An 18,313-nucleotide genomic window follows, 5' to 3' on the forward strand; every position below is an offset into this window, starting at 1 on the left:
ATGACAAATATTTTTGATAATTTAGAAGGTGAAGATTCTGTTTTTAAAGACATAAAACCTTTAGATCATAGGTTTTTACCTGAACACTTACCACACAGAAAAGAACAAATTACATCCATAGCTAAATATTGGGTTGAAGCTTTAAATAATGTAGCACCATCTGATATAACTATTTATGGAAAAACTGGAACCGGAAAAACAGCAGCTGCTAAATTCGCAAAAGAACAATTGAAAGAAGCAGCTAAAAATAAAAGTATTTTTGTAAAAGTAGAATATATTCGTTGCACAGATTATACAACTGAATATCAAGTTATTGCTCATTTATGTCAACAATTAGGTAGAGATGTTCCTCATAGAGGATGGACTAAAGCAGAAGTAATTAATACTTTTAGAGATATTTTTAAAACTAATGCTTTTGGTAAAAAACTTATTCTTATTGTCATTCTTGATGAAATTGATATTTTACTTCAAAAAGATGGAGATGGAATACTTTATACATTAACAAGAACTGAAAATGTTTCAGTTTTATCAATTAGTAATTATTTAGATTTTAAAAAATTTATAAAACCTAGAGTTATGAGTAGTTTAAGAGATCGAGAAATTGTATTCCCTCCTTATAATGCTGAACAATTATCCGATATTTTACAAGAAAGATCTAGATTGTCTTTTGATAAAGGAGTTTTAGATGATGATGTTATTCCTTTATGTTCTGCTATGGCTGCTAAAGAAGAAGGGGATGCTAGGTATGCTTTAGATCTTCTTAGAACTGCAGGTGAATTAGCTGATGAAAAAGATTCAGAAATAATTCATGGTAATTTTGTTCGAGAAGCTAAAGATCGGATAGAACATAATAAAATCACAGATATAATAATTACTCTTCCTACTCAACAACAAAGAGTTCTTGAAGCTCTTTTAAATTTAACAAAAGAAAATAAAGAAATAACTTCCGGTAAGTTATATGATGCATATAAATTGGTTTCTAAAGGAGATTCTGTAACTTATAGAAGAATTTTTGATTTTATTAATGAATTAGAAATGCTTGGAATTATTTCAACTAATACTATATCTAGAGGTAGAGGTAAAGGGAGAACTAATATAATTTCATTACAATGTGATACAGATTTATTAGAAAGTACTTTATATTCTTTATAATTTTTACATTATTTTTTTACATTATTTTGAATTATATTTTTTAAAATTGCCATTCTAACAGGAATTGCATTATATGCTTGTTCAAAATATTTATTATATTTAGTATTATCTATATCTGTTGAAATTTCATCTATACGAGGCAATGGATGCATTACTATTAAATTTTTGTTTTCTACTAATTTTTTATCAATTAAATATGCACCTTTTATTTTTAAATAATCTTCAATATCAGGGAATCTTTCTTTTTGTATTCTGGTTACATATAATACATCAACATCATTAATTACATCTTTTATGTTATTAGTTTCTTTAATTCTAATATTATTCTTTTTTAAATCATGTATTACATCTTTAGGCATTTTTAATTCTTCAGGTGACACAAAAGTCATTTCAACACCATATAATGCTAAAGCATAAACTAATGAATGAACAGTTCGTCCATATTTTAAATCTCCAATTAAAGCTACTTTTAATCCTTCAATTTCACCAAATTCTTTTTTCATAGTATATAAATCTAATAAAGTTTGTGTAGGATGTTGACCAGCACCATCTCCAGCATTTACAACTGGAACATCAACTATTTCTGAGATAAATCGTGATACTCCTTCTAAATCATGCCTAATTACTAAAGCATCTGAATAACCTTCTAACATTTTAGCTGTATCAGCTAAACTTTCTCCTTTAACAACTGAACTAGTATTACTATTTTGAAAACCAACACAATTTCCACCTAATCTTTTCATTGCGGTTTCAAATGATAATCTAGTTCGAGTAGATGGCTCAAAAAACATCATTCCAAGAATTTTCCCAGATAATGCTTCAGACTTATCTTTAGATTTTGCAATATTTTCGAGTTTATTGGCTTCATTTAATATATAATTAATATCCTCTTTTTCAAAATCTTTAATTGATATCACATTTTTTAGACGAAAAATTTTAATCATTCTCCTTTAAATTTCTTATTTCATCTTATTTTTAATTTATTTATCTCATTCATAAAATCTTGTATTTGATCAAATTTCAGTGATGGTAATTCTTCATCATTTTTTAAATAATTTTCAATTTCATTAATCATTATTTTTTTAGTTATTAAATTACCTTTTTCAGGATGAATTTCATTACCAAAAAATCCAGTTGTTACAGTTGAATCCACTAATCCTTTAGTAAAAGAATCTCTGAAATATTTGTCGATTTCTTTATCATTATTAGCTAAAATAAATAAACCAATATTTTTACCTAATAATGTTTTAATGTTTCTTGAAGTATATTGTTTTATTTGGCTTTGAATTCTTCCTTTGTGTATAGATCCACCTATTATAATAAAATCATATTTTTGTAAACATTCGGATTTTGCTTTATTTATAGGTATTGTAACACATTCTCCTTTAATACCTTTAGCTAAAATTTTAGCTACTTTATGTGTTGTACCATATGTTGTTCCATAAATTATAGCTGTTTTCATATTTAATCCTCTTTTAATTCATTTGTTAAAATTCCAATATCTTCAATTGATATTTTAATTATATCATTTTTATTCATTGGCCCTACACCTGAAGGAGTCCCTGTTGCTATAACATCACCTGGATATAAAGTCATAATATTTGATATATATTCTAGAAGCTTATATGGTGAAAAAATCATATTTTTAGTATTTGAATCTTGTTTTATAGTGTCATTTAAATATACTTTAATATTTTGATTTAAAGGATTCATTTCGGTTTGAACAAAAGGACCTATAGGAGCAAAACTATCAAAACTTTTACCTCTTGTCCATTGTTCGTCTTTAATAGTTAAATCACGTGCAGTTACATCATTTATTATACTATATCCAAAAATATATTTATTAGCAATATCTTGAGTCACATTTTTTGCTTTTTTACCTATAATGATAGCTAATTCGCCTTCATAATCTACTCTTTTTGAGGTTTTAGGATAAATTATTTTATCATTATTTCCAATTACACATGTTGAAGGTTTTATAAAAATTTTTGGTTCTAATGGTAAATTTAAATCCATTTCTTCAGCATGATCTTTGTAATTTAATCCTACACAAACTATTTTACTTGGATTAACAGGATTTATAATTTTAATTTCATTAATATTATAACTTTTAATTAATTCATTTTTTAAATTTGTAATATTCAAATCATTATATTCTAAAATATCATTTTTAATTTCTATTACTTTTTCACCATCATAATATCCATTTTTTATTTGATTTTCTGATATGAATTTTAAAAATTTCATTATATTTACCTGTTTTATTTTAAATAATTCTTTCTATAGGTACAACTAATATATCATGAGCTCCTGCTTTTCTAAGTTTATTAATTAATTCAAATACTTCATCTTCATCAACAACAGCTTGAACAGCAACAGTATCTATTTTAGATAAAACTTCTGATATTGTTGGTCCAGTCATAGCAGGCATAACATCTTTAACATTATTTAAGTCAGCACTAGCAACATTCATCATAATTAATTTTTTTTGTTTTGCATTAATTACTCCACAAATACTAGTTTTTACTTCATCTATCAAGATTTTTTTGTTTTTGTCGTTATTATAAATATTTTTATTAGTTATTAATTTAATAGAACTTTTAAGTAATGTATCTACAATTTTTAAATGATTCATAGTTAAAGTAGTTCCTGTACTAGTTAAATCTGTTATTGCATCTGCAATACCGATAAATGGTGCGATTTCGGTTGATCCTGTTAATTTAACTATTTTAATTTTTTTTAGATTTTTAGAATCTAAATATTTTTTAGTTAAATTTGGAAATTCAGTTGCAATCGCCATTCCATCTTTTAAGTCTTTTTCACTTTTTATTTTTGAATTTTCTGGTGATGCTAAAACAAGGCTAGTTTGTCCGAAATTTAAGTCAGTTAATATTTCTACATCGGCGTTGCTTTCCTTTATTAAATCTAACCCTGTTATACCCATATCTACAATTCCTTCAGCAACAAATTCTGGTATATCTGCTGCTCTTGCAAACATTATGTCAATATTTTCATTATATGTTGATGAAAATAATTTTCTATTTGATGAATCTTTTAATCCCAAACCAGCTTGTTCAATCATTTCTACTGAAGGATTACTAATTCTACCTTTAGATGGTACTGCAATTATTAGTTTCATATTTAGATTTTTCTCCTATCTAATTTTCTTTATTATTTTTAATTTTCTTTAATATTGTATAAATAAATTTTTATAAATTTAATATTTTTATAATAAGAATTTATATACATAATTATATAATTAAAAAAATGTGGTAAATTTAATGGAAACAAAAACTATATTAATTAAAGATATAACAATTTTAAATCCTGATTTGGGAAATGTAAAAGAATTTCAAGGTTCTGTTTTAATAGAAAATGATAAAATTGCTAAAATTGGTAACAATATTAATGAAAGTGTCGATAAAGTGATTGATGGTAAAGGTAAAATTTTAATGCCTGGGCTTGTTAATACTCATAATCATATTTCAATGAACTTATTTAGAGGTTTAGCTGATGATTTAGAATTAAATACTTGGTTAAATGATCATATTTGGCCGATGGAATCTCATTTAAATTCTAATTATTGTTATATTGGTGCTCTTTTAGCTGCTGTTGAAATGATTAAATCTGGAACAACAACTTTCAATGATATGTATTTTTACATGGGTAGTGTTGCTCAAGCTATTGATAAAGCAGGTATTAGAGGAGTTTTATCTTATGGTATGATCGATTTTGGTGATGAAGAAAAAAGAGAGCATGAATTTAAGGAAAATATTGATTTAATTAAGGATTTTAATAATTCTGCTAATGGTAGAATAACCTGTAGGTTTGGTCCTCATTCACCTGTAACATGTTCTAAAGAGCTTTTAGAAAGAGTTAGAGAAGAAGCAAATAAATACAATGTGGGAATTCATATTCATATGAATGAAACTCAAAAAGAAATAAAAGATGTTGTTGATTCTACTGGGATGAGACCTTTTGAATATTTAAATAGTTTAAATTTTTTAAGTTCTGATGTTTTAGCGGCTCATTGTGTGTGGTTATCTGATAATGAAATTGATATTTTAAAACAAAAAGATGTACAAGTTTCTCATAATCCTTGTAGTAATATGAAATTAGCTTCTGGTATTGCTCCTGTTTCAAAATTATTAAATAAGGGGGTCAATGTTTCAATTGGAACTGATGGTGTTGCATCTAATAATAATCTTGATTTATTTGAAGAAATGAAGTTTGCTTCTTTACTTCAAAAAGTAAATGATTTAAATCCCGAAGTTTTACCTTCTAATCAAGTTTTTAACATGGCTACAATCAATGGTGCAAAAGCTTTAAGTTTAGATAAAGATATTGGTTCAATTGAAGTTGGTAAAAAAGCTGATTTAATTTTATTAGATAAAAAATCTATTAATATGACTCCAGATAGTAAAATATCAAGTTCTAATTTAGTTTATTCAGCAAATGGATCTGATGTTTTAACCACTATCTGTAATGGTCAGATTTTAATGGAAGATAAAAAGATTCTATGTTTAAATGAAGATAAAGTTAAGAGTTTAGCTAATGAAGCTATTTTAGAAATGAAAAATTTATAATTTATTCTCTTTTTTTATATTTTTACTAAATTTTGTTTAATTAGACTATTTTATATTTAAAAACAAGATGTAAAATTTGTATATAATCTCAAAATTAGTTATTTTAAATATTAGGTTCATATGTTATTGCACCACCAATACAATAACATATTTTCCCGAACCTAATCCACCATTTTTTTCACCATTTTTTAAAAAAAGTACTATACATAATATTATTTTATATATAGCAATATTTTATTTATTGTAAATAGTATATAAACTTTACACTTTTTAACAATAATTTTTTTATCTTGGTATAAATTTAATGTTATATTGGCTCATAACAATACTTTTTTTCCATTCATCTGTTGTCTCAGGAAAATCTTCTCTAAAATGAGCACCTCTACTTTCTCGTCTGATTATGGCAGATTTAACAACAAGTATAGCTACATCAACCATATTTATTAGTTCTAAACCATCAATAAGTTTTTTATTATATTGTGAGTCGTTTGAAATATTTAAATCTTCTGTTTCTTCTTTTATTTTTAATATATTTTTCAATGCTCTGTTTAATCCTTTTTCATTACGAATTATTGAAACATCTTCCCACATTATATTTTTTAATGCATTTTTCAATTTCAATGGATCATATTTTCCTTTTTTGATTAATCCATTAATACGTGATTCTTCATTTTCAATCATTTCTTTATTTATTTCAAATTCTGTATTTTCACAACATTCAGATGCTGAAATACCAGAACGTGCACCAAATACTTGTGTTTCTGCTAAAGCATTTCCACCTAACCTATTTGCACCATGAACACCACCACTAGCTTCTCCAGCTGCAAATAAGTTTTTAATATTGGTTTCACATTTATCATTTATTTTCACTCCACCCATGAAATGATGGGCTGTTGGAGCCACTTCCATTTTTTCTTTTTTAATATTTACTCCAACATCTTCAAATTGTTCAACCATGGTTTTTAATTTTTTATCTATAACTTCATCAGGTAAATGGCTAATGTCTAAGTATACACCATTTCTTTTTGTTCCTCTTCCCTCTCTTATTTCATTATAAATGGATCTTGCAACAACATCACGTGTTGCTAATTCTTTTCTTGGATCATAATTTTCCATAAATCTTTCATTATTTTTATTTAATAAAATTCCACCTTCTCCTCTAACTGCTTCAGTTACAAGAACTCCTGCTTTTGATTTTGGATAAATCATCCCTGTTGGGTGAAATTGAACTTCTTCCATATCTATAACTTCTGCTCCAGCATTAAATGCTAATACATACCCATCTCCATTTTTTTGTATTGTATTTGATGTCACTGGATATAATTGTCCTGCTCCACCACATGCAATTATTACAGATTTTGTTTGGAAAAATATTGTTGAAGAGTCCTTTAATTTTATTCCAACTGCTCCTATTACTTTTGGAAAATTTGGATTTTTTTTACTTAATATTAAAGAAGTAATCATTATTTCATCAAGTGTTTCAATATTTCTTTTAATGATTTCTTCTTTTAATGAGGTTATGATTTCATGGCCTGTACGATCACTTTCATATATTGTTCTTTTAAAAGTTTGACCTCCAAAAGGTCTTTGATTTAGTTTTCCATTTTCTTGTCTATCAAATAATGCTCCATATTCTTCTAAATCTTTTAATCGATCAGGTGATTCATCAACTAATGTTTTAACTAGTTGTTTATCATTTAAATAACTTCCACCTTTTAATGTATCTTTAAAGTGGATTTTTTTATTATCTTCAGGATTCACAGCACCAATTGCAGCATTATATCCTCCTTCTGCCATACCAGTACATCCGGATCTAAATGATAAACCTTTAGAAACAATTACAGGTTTATATCCATTTTTAGCTACTTCTATAGCGGCTCTGCAACCTGCACCTCCAGAACCAATTATTAATACATCAGTTTGATAAATTTCACTTTTCATAAAATCATTCCACATTTATTTATAATATAAAATTATTTTTAATGTTTATGAATTGTTTTTTTTATATTTTATAATGTCTTGAATTGTGACAATAGGTAAGTTTTTTTCCTTTGAAAATTCAATTATTCTAGGCATTCTAGCCATAGTACCATCTTCATTTGTTATTTCACAAAGTACACCTATTGGTTTTAATCCTGCCATACTCATTATATCTACACTAGCTTCTGTGTGTCCATCTCTTTCTAGTACGCCACCTGCTTTAGCTCTTAAAGGAAATACATGGCCGGGATGATTTAAATCTTCAGGTTTAGCATTATCTTTTGAAGCTGCTTTAATAGTTCTTACTCTGTCTGCAGCAGATACTCCTGTGGTAACTCCTTCAGCTGCTTCAATTGTGATTGTAAAAGCAGTTCCATAAGTACTTGTATTATTATCAACCATTAATGGAAGATTTAAAGAGTCTGCTTTTTCAGGTTTTAAACATAAACAAACTATACCACTTCCTTCACGGATTAAAAGTGCCATTTGTTCATTAGTTAATTTTTCAGCTGAAAAGATCATATCTCCTTCATTTTCACGATTTTCATCATCGGTTATGATGATTCCATTTCCATCTCTTACAGATTTTAGTGCTATTTCTACACGTTCTTTAGCTGTACCTTTTAACATTTCTTCATGATTCATAGTAATGTCTCCTAAATAGTTTCTTTTATACATGAACCAGGGCTTAAAAAAAGATTAAATACTTTAAATTATATATGTATTTTTCCAATTCTCTTCCATCCAGACTTTAACTGTCGGTTTTGGATTTACACCAAATCAACATTTACAATTTAATTGCAATGCTCGTGGACTTATCAAATTTTTCTTGAATAACCACCGGTGGAGAATTTCACTCCGCCCTGAGAACTTATTAATTTACAAATATGTTTTTATTACTTAAATAAATTTTTATCTTTAATAAATAAATTTATTAAATAAAGATTATAAATTTAAAATAATAAAAAATTATTAAAATTTTTAATTTTTATAATAATTGAGGCAAATAATGGAAATTGAAGGAATAGTAACAACAGGTTATGGAAAAGGTGCATACTTTTTAGGACAAGAATTTTATAAATTAAAATTTCAAGAAAAATGTGGTTTTATACCTTTTCCAGGAACTTTAAATATAATCATACCTGAAGATAAATTAAAAGAGATTAATTCTATAAAAAATAATTGTAATAATACTATTAAACCTGATGAGGGTTTTGGTGGTGTAAAATATATAAAATCTAGATTAAATAACACTGAAAATGGGGCTATAGTTTTTCCTGATAAAACAACACATGAAGAAAACTATTTAGAATTTATTTCTAAAAATAATTTAAGAAAAAAATTAAAATTAAAAGATAATGATATTGTTAAATTATATATAAATATTTAAAAAAAACTTTTATTTTCTTCAAAAGTTAAATATTTATTAAATAATGGTTTATTTCCCATTTTAGCTATTTTTTGAATATTAATATGTTCTTCAATAACTTCTAATGCTAATTTACCAAATAAATCATATCTTATTTCTATTTCTGGAGTTCCTCCTCTTTTTTCTAATTTAACCTTAGGAATAGCTAATATATTATTAATACCAGTTTCTTTCTCTACATAAGAAATTACTTCATTAAATATTTTCATATCATAAACTTTATTAAATAATATTCCTTTAACATCAATCCCTATTTTATTAAGCATTTTGGTGTGTGAAATTAAGTTAACCGCAGCAGATTCTATCCCTTCTTTATTAACACCAGATATTAATAACATTGGAATGTTAGAAGATGCACAAATTTCAGCTGCAGAATATGGAGTTTTTTTATTTAAAAATCCAGTAAATACGCTCATAACTCCTTCAATTAGGACAATATCGTATTGGGATTCTTTTAATTTGTTTAGTGTTTCTTTAATATCTACCCAACCTAAATGTCCTATTTTAATAGAAGCATACTCTTCCATCTTTCCTTTTGTTAAATATAATGAAGTTACAGTATCTCTCACATCTGGCCCTACTTTTAATATACCAACGTTCAATCCTCGATGTCTTAAAGCTCCTGCTAATCCTGTTGTTATAAATGTTTTCCCTGAATCAGACCCTATACTCCCAATACAAATACATAAAGGCATATTTCCTTTTATTTTTTTAAATTCACTGAATGGGTTATTAATATCGTTACTAGATAATTGATTGATAGAGATACCTGATTCAATACCTATTTCTTTATTTATTTTAACTTTTAATTCCTTGTTTTTAAAGTAAATGTTTTCAATATCCTTCTCATTTGCTCCTATAAAATTTAAAAAATTTTTTACAACTTCAGGATTCTCATCTAATAAATTATGAAGCATAGTTCCAATCACATTACCATCATCATTCAATGATCCAGAAATTATTTTATTTTTCACATCCCCATAATTCATCCGTTTAATTGGTGAATAAAATAAGGTTTTTGCATTGCCTTTTACTAAACCATATGTATGGCAATGAAAACCTGTAATATCTTCTTTAATATTGTTTGTAAGATAAGATTTTGATACAACTTCAGCTGTTACTCTATCATTACTAATTAAAGGTGAAAATTCAACATCTAATAATTCTAATCCTTTTTTTATTATAGGGGCGGGTGAATTCCGACCAATATCAATTTGATTACCTAAAATTTGATATCCTGCACAAATTCCAATAATAGGTTTTCCTTCTTTTGCCATTAATTTAATTTCTTTAAATATATTATCATTTAATGAATTTGATTCAATTAATGTTCCTCCAGGTATAATTAAAGCATCTAATTCTTTATGTATAGGTAACCCATTTATTAAACCATTTGATTTTATTAAATTTGTAGGTAAATTACCAAAATCTTCAAATCCAGGTACAGTTCCTTTTAAATATGTTAATCCAATTTTCAACTTTATCAAATCCTAATAAGAATTAAAGAAATAATATTTTGTAATATATTATAAGTGTTTAAAATAGTTTATGTAAATAAAAATAGTTTTTTATTATATGGAATATTTGATTAAAAATGTGTTTTTAATAATAAAATTCATTTAATTTATAATCTAAGCATCCTTTTTTTTTGATTATAAATTCAATTTTATCAAATTCTAATAAAAATTAAAAAAAAGAGATATATTAAATATTTAATTATTTTCTAAAGCAGCCATTACTTTAATAATTTTACCATCATCTAATGGTTTGGCTTGTAATTGTAAACCTACAGGAATACCTTCAACTTCCCCAGCTTTAATACTTCCTGCAGGAATACCTGCTAAATTAGCTATTACAGTTAAAGTATCATAAGCATACATTTCCATTGGTGTTAATTTTTCTCCAATCTTATGTGGTAATTTAGGAACAGTAGGACCAACTATTAAATCAACATCTTCTAATATTTCGTTAATATTATTTCTAATAAGTGATCTTGATTGTAATGCTTTTTTATAATATTTTCCACTAAATTCTTTTTGTGATATGTAAGATCCCATTTTAATTCTTCTTAAAACTTCGTCTCCACATACTTCTTCTATCCTATGTCCATATTTTCTACCATCATATTTTCTAGTTGCAGAGAAAAATTCCACATAATTAATTAGGTAATATGTAGGTAAACATAAATCTATATAATTAAAGTTAATTTCTATAATTTTAGCACCTAATTCTTCTAATTTACCTATTGATTCATCTATTATTTTATTAATTTCAGCATCTGTAATGTCACTAAATTGTTTACATTTAGCTATTTTCATACCTTCTAATGGTTTGTTTCCTTTTTGATTTGTAGCTATTTCAGTAAAATTTGGTGAATCCCACTTTAAAGTTGTACATTCAGAGGGGTCATATGAAATTATTGTATCTAATGCTAAAGCTATACCAGTTATATCGTTAGACATAGGACCTATTTGATCTAAACTCATAGCTAAATCTAATAATCCTTGTCTAGAAACAGCTCCATAAGTTGGTTTAAAACCAATGACTCCACAATGTGATGCAGGATTTCTTATAGAACCTCCAGTGTCTGAACCAATTGATATATCACACATATTCGCTGAAACTGCTGCTGCACTTCCCCCACTTGATCCTCCTGGAATTCTACCTAGTGCTGCAGGGTTATTTGTTGTTCCATACATAGATGTTTCAGTTGAACTACCAGCAGCAAATTCGTCCATATTTGTTATTCCAATAATTATCCCATCAGCTTCTTTAATTTTTTTAATAACAGTCGCATCATAGCTTCCTATATAATTATCCAGTGTTTTTGATGCTGCAGATATAATTTTGTCTTCAACATTAATATTTGCTTTTATACCGAATACTAAACCAGCTAAAGAACCTACTTTTTTACCATTATCTATTTTTTCATCTATTTCTTTAGCTTTATTTAAAGCATCTTCTTTGTTTATATATATGAAAGCGTTTATTTCATTATTTTTTTCATCTATAATTTTTAAATAATTTTCTAAGTTTTCTTGTGCAGTTAACTCTTGCTTTTTGATGGAATTTAATTTTTCAATAATATTCATTAAAACACCTAATTTAATAATTTTGATAATTAATGTTAAATTTTTATAATATTTTTTTTATACTTAATTAATAATAATTAGATTTGTTTTTTTTGTTTAAATAATTTAAGTAAAATATTTTATAATAAAAAGTTTTTTTAATATTTAAGATAATATATTAAATATATTATTTTTATTGTGATTTTATGAGTGATAAAGCAGTTGTTTTTGATAATTCTGGGACTTTACTTGAAAGGTATAGAGCAATTAAAAATTTGTCTACTGGAGAAATCTTTACTAATGTTAATTCTCTTCAATTAATAGATAATATTGGTGACGCAGCTTTGGTAATTCTTCAATTTGATTCTTCATGTTTAACAAAAATGGATTCAAATATTAAAATTTATGATTTGATTAAAAAATATGATATTGAATTCGATGTTAGTTATTCAAATTATTATGTTAGTAAAGAAGATGTTTTGAGTATATTAAAAAATGATTCTTCTATAATACGGGATATATCTGATGCATTTGATGTTTTGAGAGGTAAAGTTAAGAATATGCATTTATGTAATGGCTCAGCTATTATATTGGATCTTAATAGTCAAAAAGTTGCTTATACTATTACTTCTGCAGGAAAACTATTTCCTAAAGTTCTTTTTACAGTAAATGAACTTAAAAAAAATGGGGTTAATGTTTATATAGCATCTGGTGACCGTTCTGGAGCTATTAAAAAGTTAGCAAACATAATTCAAATTGATGAGAGTAATGCTTTTCCTACAGCTGATTCTAAAAATAAATGTGAAATTGTGTCTAATTTACAAAATCAAGGTTTTAAAGTTATGATGGTGGGGGATGGACCAAATGATATTTTAGCTTTTAATAAAGCTAATATTTCTGTTTTAACTTTAGAACAAAAAGAAGAAGTTTCTCCTAAAATGTTTGATCATGCCGATCATGTTATTCATAATATTTCTGAAGTTTTAAACATTGATTTTTAATTTATTATTTTTTCTAATACTTTTTTACTTTCTAAAACTTTTTGATAATTATTTAGTTCTAATATACCATTTTGTACTTGTTTTAATAGGTTTAAATCTAATGTGCCTTTTCCTAATATGGTATGTTGATCTTTAATCCCATTATTATCACTTAAGTGGCAGTATGCTCTGTTAGGTATTTCTAAAAATTCTGGGGTGTTTTCACATGTATTAGCATGTCCTAAATCTATTGTAACTGAGCAATTTGTTTCTTCTACTATTTTTGTTAATTCTTCAGGTTTTGTGCATAAAAATTTTGGTTTTCCTGGCATATTTTCAACCGATACTTTTGTTTCCATCCCTTCTGCATACTCTACACATTCTTTTATAGAGGCTGTTGTTAATTTTAAAGCCATTTTTCTAATTCTGTCTTCTATTCTTCCTATTTGCCCTGGATGAATTGTTATGGCTTTTGCTCCTATTTCGTTTGCCAAATCCAAAGTTCTTAATGTTTGTCTTATGGATTCTTTTCTTATTCCTCGATTGATACTAGCTAAGTTTAAATCTACTGTAGGTGCATGTAAGTAATAATCAAAATCATATGATTTAAATGGTTCTAACATTTTTTTGTTTTTTAATAAGTATTCTGGACTATATAATCCTTCTGTTAATACTTCAACCATGTTAAATTTGTCTTTTTTAGCTATATTTAACATTTCATCTATAGGTTTCATAAATAGTGCTAAAGTTGAAAATCCTATATTCATTTTTTCATTTCTCCTGTATTAATTTAATAAAAATATTTTATCTTCCCATACATTTATATATATTAAATTTATATATAAAACTTTAATATATCAAAAATTAACATATAACTTTTTATTTTTAAAATATAAATTATCATGAAATTGGATGAAAAAATGGATGAGAAAAAATATAGTGATATAGATATTGAAGAAAACTTAAAAATAAAGAAAAACATTATTAAGCAGATTCATAATGGTTTTTATAGAATTATTATCTTATGGGAAGTTAATAAATCCCCTATTCATGGTTATGGTATCATGAAAAAAATTGACTTATTTTTTCAAAAACAAATTGATGAAAATATTTTAAAAAAATCTAACCCTAGTAAAATATATCCAATTTTAAAAAAAATGGAACAAAGTGGAGTTATAAAAGGGTACTGGGATATTAATGATAATCATAAGAAAGTTAAATTTTATGAAATAACTGATAAGGGAAAAATAATTTTAAATTCTGTTAAATATCGATTTCATGAGGTAGGTTCTAATCCTATTTGGTCAGAATTTATGCAAGACATGATTTTAAACCCGATAATTGATGAAGAATTAAGTAATTATCAATCTTTTTATTATAAAAATTGTGAGGTGAATAAATGAAATATGCAATAGAAACTTTTGATTTAACAAAAAAATATAAAAATTTCACTGCTGTTAATTCAATTAATTTTAAAATACCTAAAGGAACTATTTTTGGAATGTTGGGGCCTAATGGTGCAGGAAAGACTACTACAATTAAGATGTTAAATTGTTTAACTCAACCAACTTCTGGAACTGCATCTGTCGCGGAATTTGATGTAAAAGAAAATCCAAATGAAGTTCGAGAAAAAATTGGAATGGTTCCTCAAGCAGTTAGTTTATATAAGGATTTGACTGTTCGAGAAAATGCAGAGTTATGTTCTGATTATTATGGAATTCCAGATGAAGAAAAAAATGATAGAATATCTAATTTAATGGATTTAGTGGATATTTCATATGCAAAGGATAAATTGATTTCTCAATTGTCTGGGGGACAAAAACAAAAAGCTTCTTTAGTTGCTAGTTTAGTTCATCGTCCAGATATTTTATTTTTAGATGAACCAACTATTGGTTTAGATCCTACTACTAAAAGAGTCTTATGGAATCTTATTAGAGATTTAAATAATAGTGGACATACAATTATTTTATGTTCACATGATATGCACGAAGTAGATATGCTCTGTGACAATGTAGGTATTATAAACACAGGGAAACTAGTTGCTTATGATACTCCTCAAGGTTTAAAAGATTCTTTATTAAAAGATGAAAAAATGGAATATGAAAAAAATATTTCTCATACTTTAAATGAAGTACACAATGAAAATGGTGGTAATTTACCTATTAATCTTTCTCAAAATCAGGATAATATTTGTTTGAAAAAAATGTCCTTTATTATTGAAAATCAAAATGAAGAAATTATAAATTCAATTAAAGCTTTAAAACCTGTTAATGAAGTTAAATTAGGTGAAAATAATCGAATTAATTTAAAAATTAATAGTTTTGATGATGATGTTGTAAATGATGTTATTAAAACTATAATTTCTAAAAATGGAAAAATTAGTGCTGTCTCTACTGAAGAACCATCATTAGAGGATGTTTTCATGAAAGTTACATCAGAGGTTGATAAAGATGCAAGAGCATAGAAATATTTTACTTGATTTGGTGATGTTATGCTAGAATTAAAAAAACTTAGTTGGATGGTTAAAAAAGAGTGGTTAAGTTTAAGAAGACATCCCGGTAGATTAGTTTCTATTATTGCATTTCCTATAATTATGATTTTATTATTTGGATATGGGATGGGTGGAGATTTATCTAATTTACCTGTTGTTGTTGTTTCTCAAGACCATGGTGATTTAACTGATTTAACATTAGATACTATTAAGTCTGAGGATATTTATCATGTGGTAAATATTACTTCAGATACGAATGCTGCTAAGGAAATGGTGGATTCTGGGCAGGTTAAAGCTGCAATTATTTTACCTACTAATTATGATAGTTCAGATGGTCAACAAAAAACGGCTACATTGTACTTAGATTCTTCAGATCAAATGGGTTCTCAAACACTAGTTCCTGCTACTCAAAGTATTTTTAGTCAGCTTTCTATTAAACAGGCAACAGCACAACAAACTTCTACTATGGGTTCTAATGGCACTAATGTTGTAACTGAAGATGCTGATACTAGTGGTTCTTTGTCTGCAAGTTTGGACAGTGCTAAATCTACAATTAATCTTCAAATAAATAGAATTTATGGTAATGTTAAATATATGGATTTCTTAGTACCTGCAATTTTAGGAATGACTATTATGATGTCTTGTATGATGGGTATGGGTGCATCTATTGCTGGTGAACGAGAAACAGGTGAATTAGCTAGATTATTCATGACACCAACTAGTGTGGCGACAGTTATTGGGGGAAAAATTTTAGGAAAGCTATCTGTTGAAATGTTTAGATCAGTAGTTTTACTGATTTCCGCGATTATACTATTCAGTATTACAATTAAAGGAGGAATAATTCCTACATTAATATTATTATTCTTAGGTGCATTATGTTTTGTTGGTTTTGGTATTATGTTATCAGCAAGAACCTCTACTCAAGAAGATTATACTCAATTAGTAATGCCTTTTGCAATGCCAATGATGTTTGTATCTGGAGTTTTTTATCCTATCGAAACCATGCCTTGGATTTTACAGAAATTGGCTTATGTATTTCCATTAACATATTTAAATGATGCTATGAGAGCTGTAATGATTAAAGGACAAACCCTAGGAGATGTTTGGTTAGATATTGCTGTTTTATTAGGATTTACATTATTGTTCTTCTTAATTGGTGTTAAAAGATTTAATAGGGATGTTTAAAAGTGATAAATTATGTCAAAAAATAAATCAATATTAATTTTATTAATGATTTCAATCATATGTATTAGTCCTATTTATGGAGCATCTTCCGATTGGACAATGTTTCAACAGGATGCGAGTCATGAAGGTTTTTTAGAAGAAGCTTCAGATTTTGTTACAAATTTATGGTCTTTTAATATGGGAAGTTCAATTTATTCTACTCCTGTAATTCATGGAGACAATATTTATGTTGTATCAAATGATGGAATTTTAAAGTCTATAGATATGGAAGATGGAAGTCAAGATTGGTCATATAATCTAGGTACTAAAGTAACTGCTTCACCTGTCATTGCAAATAATACTTTATTTGTAGGAGGTCAAGATGGTTCAATGTATGCTTATGATATTCAAAATAAAAATTTAAAATGGCAATATGATACATCTAAACCTATAGAATCTACAGCTTCAGTAAATAATGGTACAGTTTATTTTGGTTCTAATAATGGTCATGTTTATGGGCTTAATTCCGAAGATGGTTCTAATGTTTATGATGTATCTGTTGGTGGGAAAATTATTTCTTCCCCTACTGTTGTTAATCAAACAATTTATGTTGGGTCAACTAATAATGAAATACTTGCTTTAGATATTAATTCTAAAAATCAAACATGGTCTTACACTACTGGTGATGAAGTTAGATCTTCTCCAGCTGTTTCTAATGGTACAGTATTTATAGGTTCTTCTGATGGAACATTATATGCATTAAATCAAACTGATGGTTCAGTTAATTGGAAATATGATTCAAGTGATAAAATTTTATCTTCTCCAACCGTAGATGAATATAATAATAATGTTTATATTGGTTCTGATTCTGGTAATGTGTCTTGTTTAGATACTCGGGATGGAACATTTAAATGGGCTTATTCTACTGGAGATAAAGTACGATCTACCCCTGCTTTATATGATGGTGGTTTAGTTATTGGATCAAATGATGGTAATGCATATATATTGAATAAATTTACAGGAGAATGTAATTTTAGTTTTAATCCAGGATATTTCTTTTTCAATAATCCAATATCAGCTTCACCTGTTATTTATGGTGATAGTTTATTTATAAGTGGTCATGATGGTTATTTATATTCTTTAAATAATCAAAAAAATGAAGCTCCTGCATCTGTATTTTTATATTATGCTATTGTTATCATAATTGTCTTTATAGCGGTTATTTATTTACTTATTAGATTTTTAAAAAATATTAAAAATAAAAATAAGATAAAAAGTAAATCTCATACTCAGAAAGTTTCTGGTGATGAAGAAGAAAAAGAGATAATTGATAAGGAAAATCAGGAAAAATTATAAAAATTTAATATTTTTTAGCTAAAATATAATTTAATATTTTTTAGTATTTTAGCTAAAATCTTTTTTAATTTTAGTTTAATTAATACTTTTTTTTAATATTTTAA

17 protein-coding genes and 1 riboswitch are annotated in these 18,313 nt (G+C 26.4%); of the genes, 8 read left to right on the forward strand and 9 right to left on the reverse strand.

The window, feature by feature from the left end:
- The gene (locus ACA135_RS00005; protein ID WP_409198282.1) at window positions 1-1,152 is read left to right on the forward strand and encodes a Cdc6/Cdc18 family protein; all 1,152 of its coding nucleotides are present in this window, start codon (window positions 1-3) and stop codon (window positions 1,150-1,152) included.
- Window positions 1,153-1,160: 8 nt separating this feature from the next.
- Here ACA135_RS00005 and pyrB read toward each other — a convergent pair whose 3' ends face one another.
- The 4 genes from pyrB to hisG are packed head-to-tail and all read right to left on the reverse strand — an operon-like array spanning window position 1,161 to window position 4,291.
- Window positions 1,161-2,096 (reverse strand): aspartate carbamoyltransferase, encoded by a 936-nt coding sequence (pyrB, locus tag ACA135_RS00010; protein WP_409198283.1) that lies wholly within the window; start codon window positions 2,094-2,096, stop codon window positions 1,161-1,163.
- A 20-nt stretch (window positions 2,097-2,116) separates the two neighbouring features.
- Window positions 2,117-2,614, reverse strand: coding sequence for a flavodoxin domain-containing protein (locus ACA135_RS00015; RefSeq protein ID WP_409198284.1), 498 nt, complete (start codon window positions 2,612-2,614; stop codon window positions 2,117-2,119).
- Between the two features lie 2 nt (window positions 2,615-2,616).
- Complete coding sequence (locus ACA135_RS00020; RefSeq protein WP_409198285.1) at window positions 2,617-3,399, reverse strand: fumarylacetoacetate hydrolase family protein; 783 nt, start codon at window positions 3,397-3,399, stop codon at window positions 2,617-2,619.
- Window positions 3,400-3,418: 19 nt separating this feature from the next.
- Window positions 3,419-4,291, reverse strand: a complete 873-nt coding sequence (gene hisG, locus ACA135_RS00025; protein ID WP_409198286.1) for an ATP phosphoribosyltransferase — start codon at window positions 4,289-4,291, stop codon at window positions 3,419-3,421.
- A gap of 142 nt (window positions 4,292-4,433) precedes the next feature.
- Between hisG and ACA135_RS00030 the strand changes: the two genes are divergently transcribed.
- Window positions 4,434-5,738 carry an amidohydrolase family protein gene (locus tag ACA135_RS00030; RefSeq protein WP_409198287.1) on the forward strand — a complete coding sequence of 435 codons (1,305 nt, stop codon included), beginning with the start codon at window positions 4,434-4,436 and terminating at the stop codon, window positions 5,736-5,738.
- Between the two features lie 285 nt (window positions 5,739-6,023).
- Here the strand turns inward: ACA135_RS00030 and tfrA are convergent, their stop codons facing one another.
- On the reverse strand, window positions 6,024-7,679 hold the full coding sequence (tfrA, locus tag ACA135_RS00035; RefSeq protein WP_409198288.1) for a fumarate reductase (CoM/CoB) subunit TfrA: 1,656 nt from the start codon (window positions 7,677-7,679) through the stop codon (window positions 6,024-6,026).
- 45 nt (window positions 7,680-7,724) lie between these two features.
- On the reverse strand, window positions 7,725-8,363 hold the full coding sequence (ribB, locus tag ACA135_RS00040; protein WP_409198289.1) for a 3,4-dihydroxy-2-butanone-4-phosphate synthase: 639 nt from the start codon (window positions 8,361-8,363) through the stop codon (window positions 7,725-7,727).
- Window positions 8,364-8,446: 83 nt separating this feature from the next.
- Window positions 8,447-8,593, reverse strand: a riboswitch (FMN riboswitch).
- A 134-nt stretch (window positions 8,594-8,727) separates the two neighbouring features.
- Here ribB and ACA135_RS00045 point away from each other — a divergent pair.
- Complete coding sequence (locus tag ACA135_RS00045; RefSeq protein ID WP_409198290.1) at window positions 8,728-9,108, forward strand: DUF120 domain-containing protein; 381 nt, start codon at window positions 8,728-8,730, stop codon at window positions 9,106-9,108.
- Here ACA135_RS00045 and ACA135_RS00050 read toward each other — a convergent pair.
- Window positions 9,105-10,625, reverse strand: a complete 1,521-nt coding sequence (locus ACA135_RS00050) for a DJ-1/PfpI family protein (RefSeq protein WP_409198291.1) — start codon at window positions 10,623-10,625, stop codon at window positions 9,105-9,107. The genes ACA135_RS00045 and ACA135_RS00050 overlap by 4 nt on opposite strands.
- A 234-nt stretch (window positions 10,626-10,859) precedes the next feature.
- A complete protein-coding gene (gene gatA / locus ACA135_RS00055) occupies window positions 10,860-12,239 on the reverse strand; it encodes an Asp-tRNA(Asn)/Glu-tRNA(Gln) amidotransferase subunit GatA (protein ID WP_409198292.1) in 1,380 nt (459 codons plus the stop codon).
- 185 nt (window positions 12,240-12,424) lie between these two features.
- On the opposite strand from gatA, the gene ACA135_RS00060 reads away from it, so the two are divergent.
- Window positions 12,425-13,219 carry an HAD family hydrolase gene (locus ACA135_RS00060; RefSeq protein WP_409198293.1) on the forward strand — a complete coding sequence of 265 codons (795 nt, stop codon included), beginning with the start codon at window positions 12,425-12,427 and terminating at the stop codon, window positions 13,217-13,219.
- Here the strand turns inward: ACA135_RS00060 and ACA135_RS00065 are convergent.
- Window positions 13,216-13,965, reverse strand: coding sequence for a sugar phosphate isomerase/epimerase family protein (locus tag ACA135_RS00065; RefSeq protein WP_409198294.1), 750 nt, complete (start codon window positions 13,963-13,965; stop codon window positions 13,216-13,218). The two genes, ACA135_RS00060 and ACA135_RS00065, sit on opposite strands and share 4 nt — an antisense overlap.
- Before the next feature lie 153 nt (window positions 13,966-14,118).
- Between ACA135_RS00065 and ACA135_RS00070 the strand changes: the two genes are divergently transcribed.
- From ACA135_RS00070 to ACA135_RS00085, 4 genes are read left to right on the forward strand one after another with little or no spacing between them, the layout of a single operon-like run.
- Complete coding sequence (locus tag ACA135_RS00070) at window positions 14,119-14,601, forward strand: PadR family transcriptional regulator (RefSeq protein ID WP_409198295.1); 483 nt, start codon at window positions 14,119-14,121, stop codon at window positions 14,599-14,601.
- Window positions 14,598-15,662, forward strand: coding sequence for an ATP-binding cassette domain-containing protein (locus tag ACA135_RS00075; RefSeq protein ID WP_409198296.1), 1,065 nt, complete (start codon window positions 14,598-14,600; stop codon window positions 15,660-15,662). Before ACA135_RS00070 ends, ACA135_RS00075 begins: the two co-directional genes overlap by 4 nt.
- 27 nt (window positions 15,663-15,689) lie before the next feature.
- Window positions 15,690-16,874, forward strand: coding sequence for an ABC transporter permease (locus ACA135_RS00080; RefSeq protein WP_409198297.1), 1,185 nt, complete (start codon window positions 15,690-15,692; stop codon window positions 16,872-16,874).
- Window positions 16,875-16,886: 12 nt separating this feature from the next.
- Complete coding sequence (locus ACA135_RS00085; RefSeq protein WP_409198298.1) at window positions 16,887-18,209, forward strand: PQQ-binding-like beta-propeller repeat protein; 1,323 nt, start codon at window positions 16,887-16,889, stop codon at window positions 18,207-18,209.
- Window positions 18,210-18,313 lie beyond the last annotated feature (104 nt).

Origin of the sequence: Methanobrevibacter acididurans (genome assembly GCF_046197875.1) — an archaeon.
GTDB lineage: Archaea > Methanobacteriota > Methanobacteria > Methanobacteriales > Methanobacteriaceae > Methanobrevibacter_A > Methanobrevibacter_A acididurans.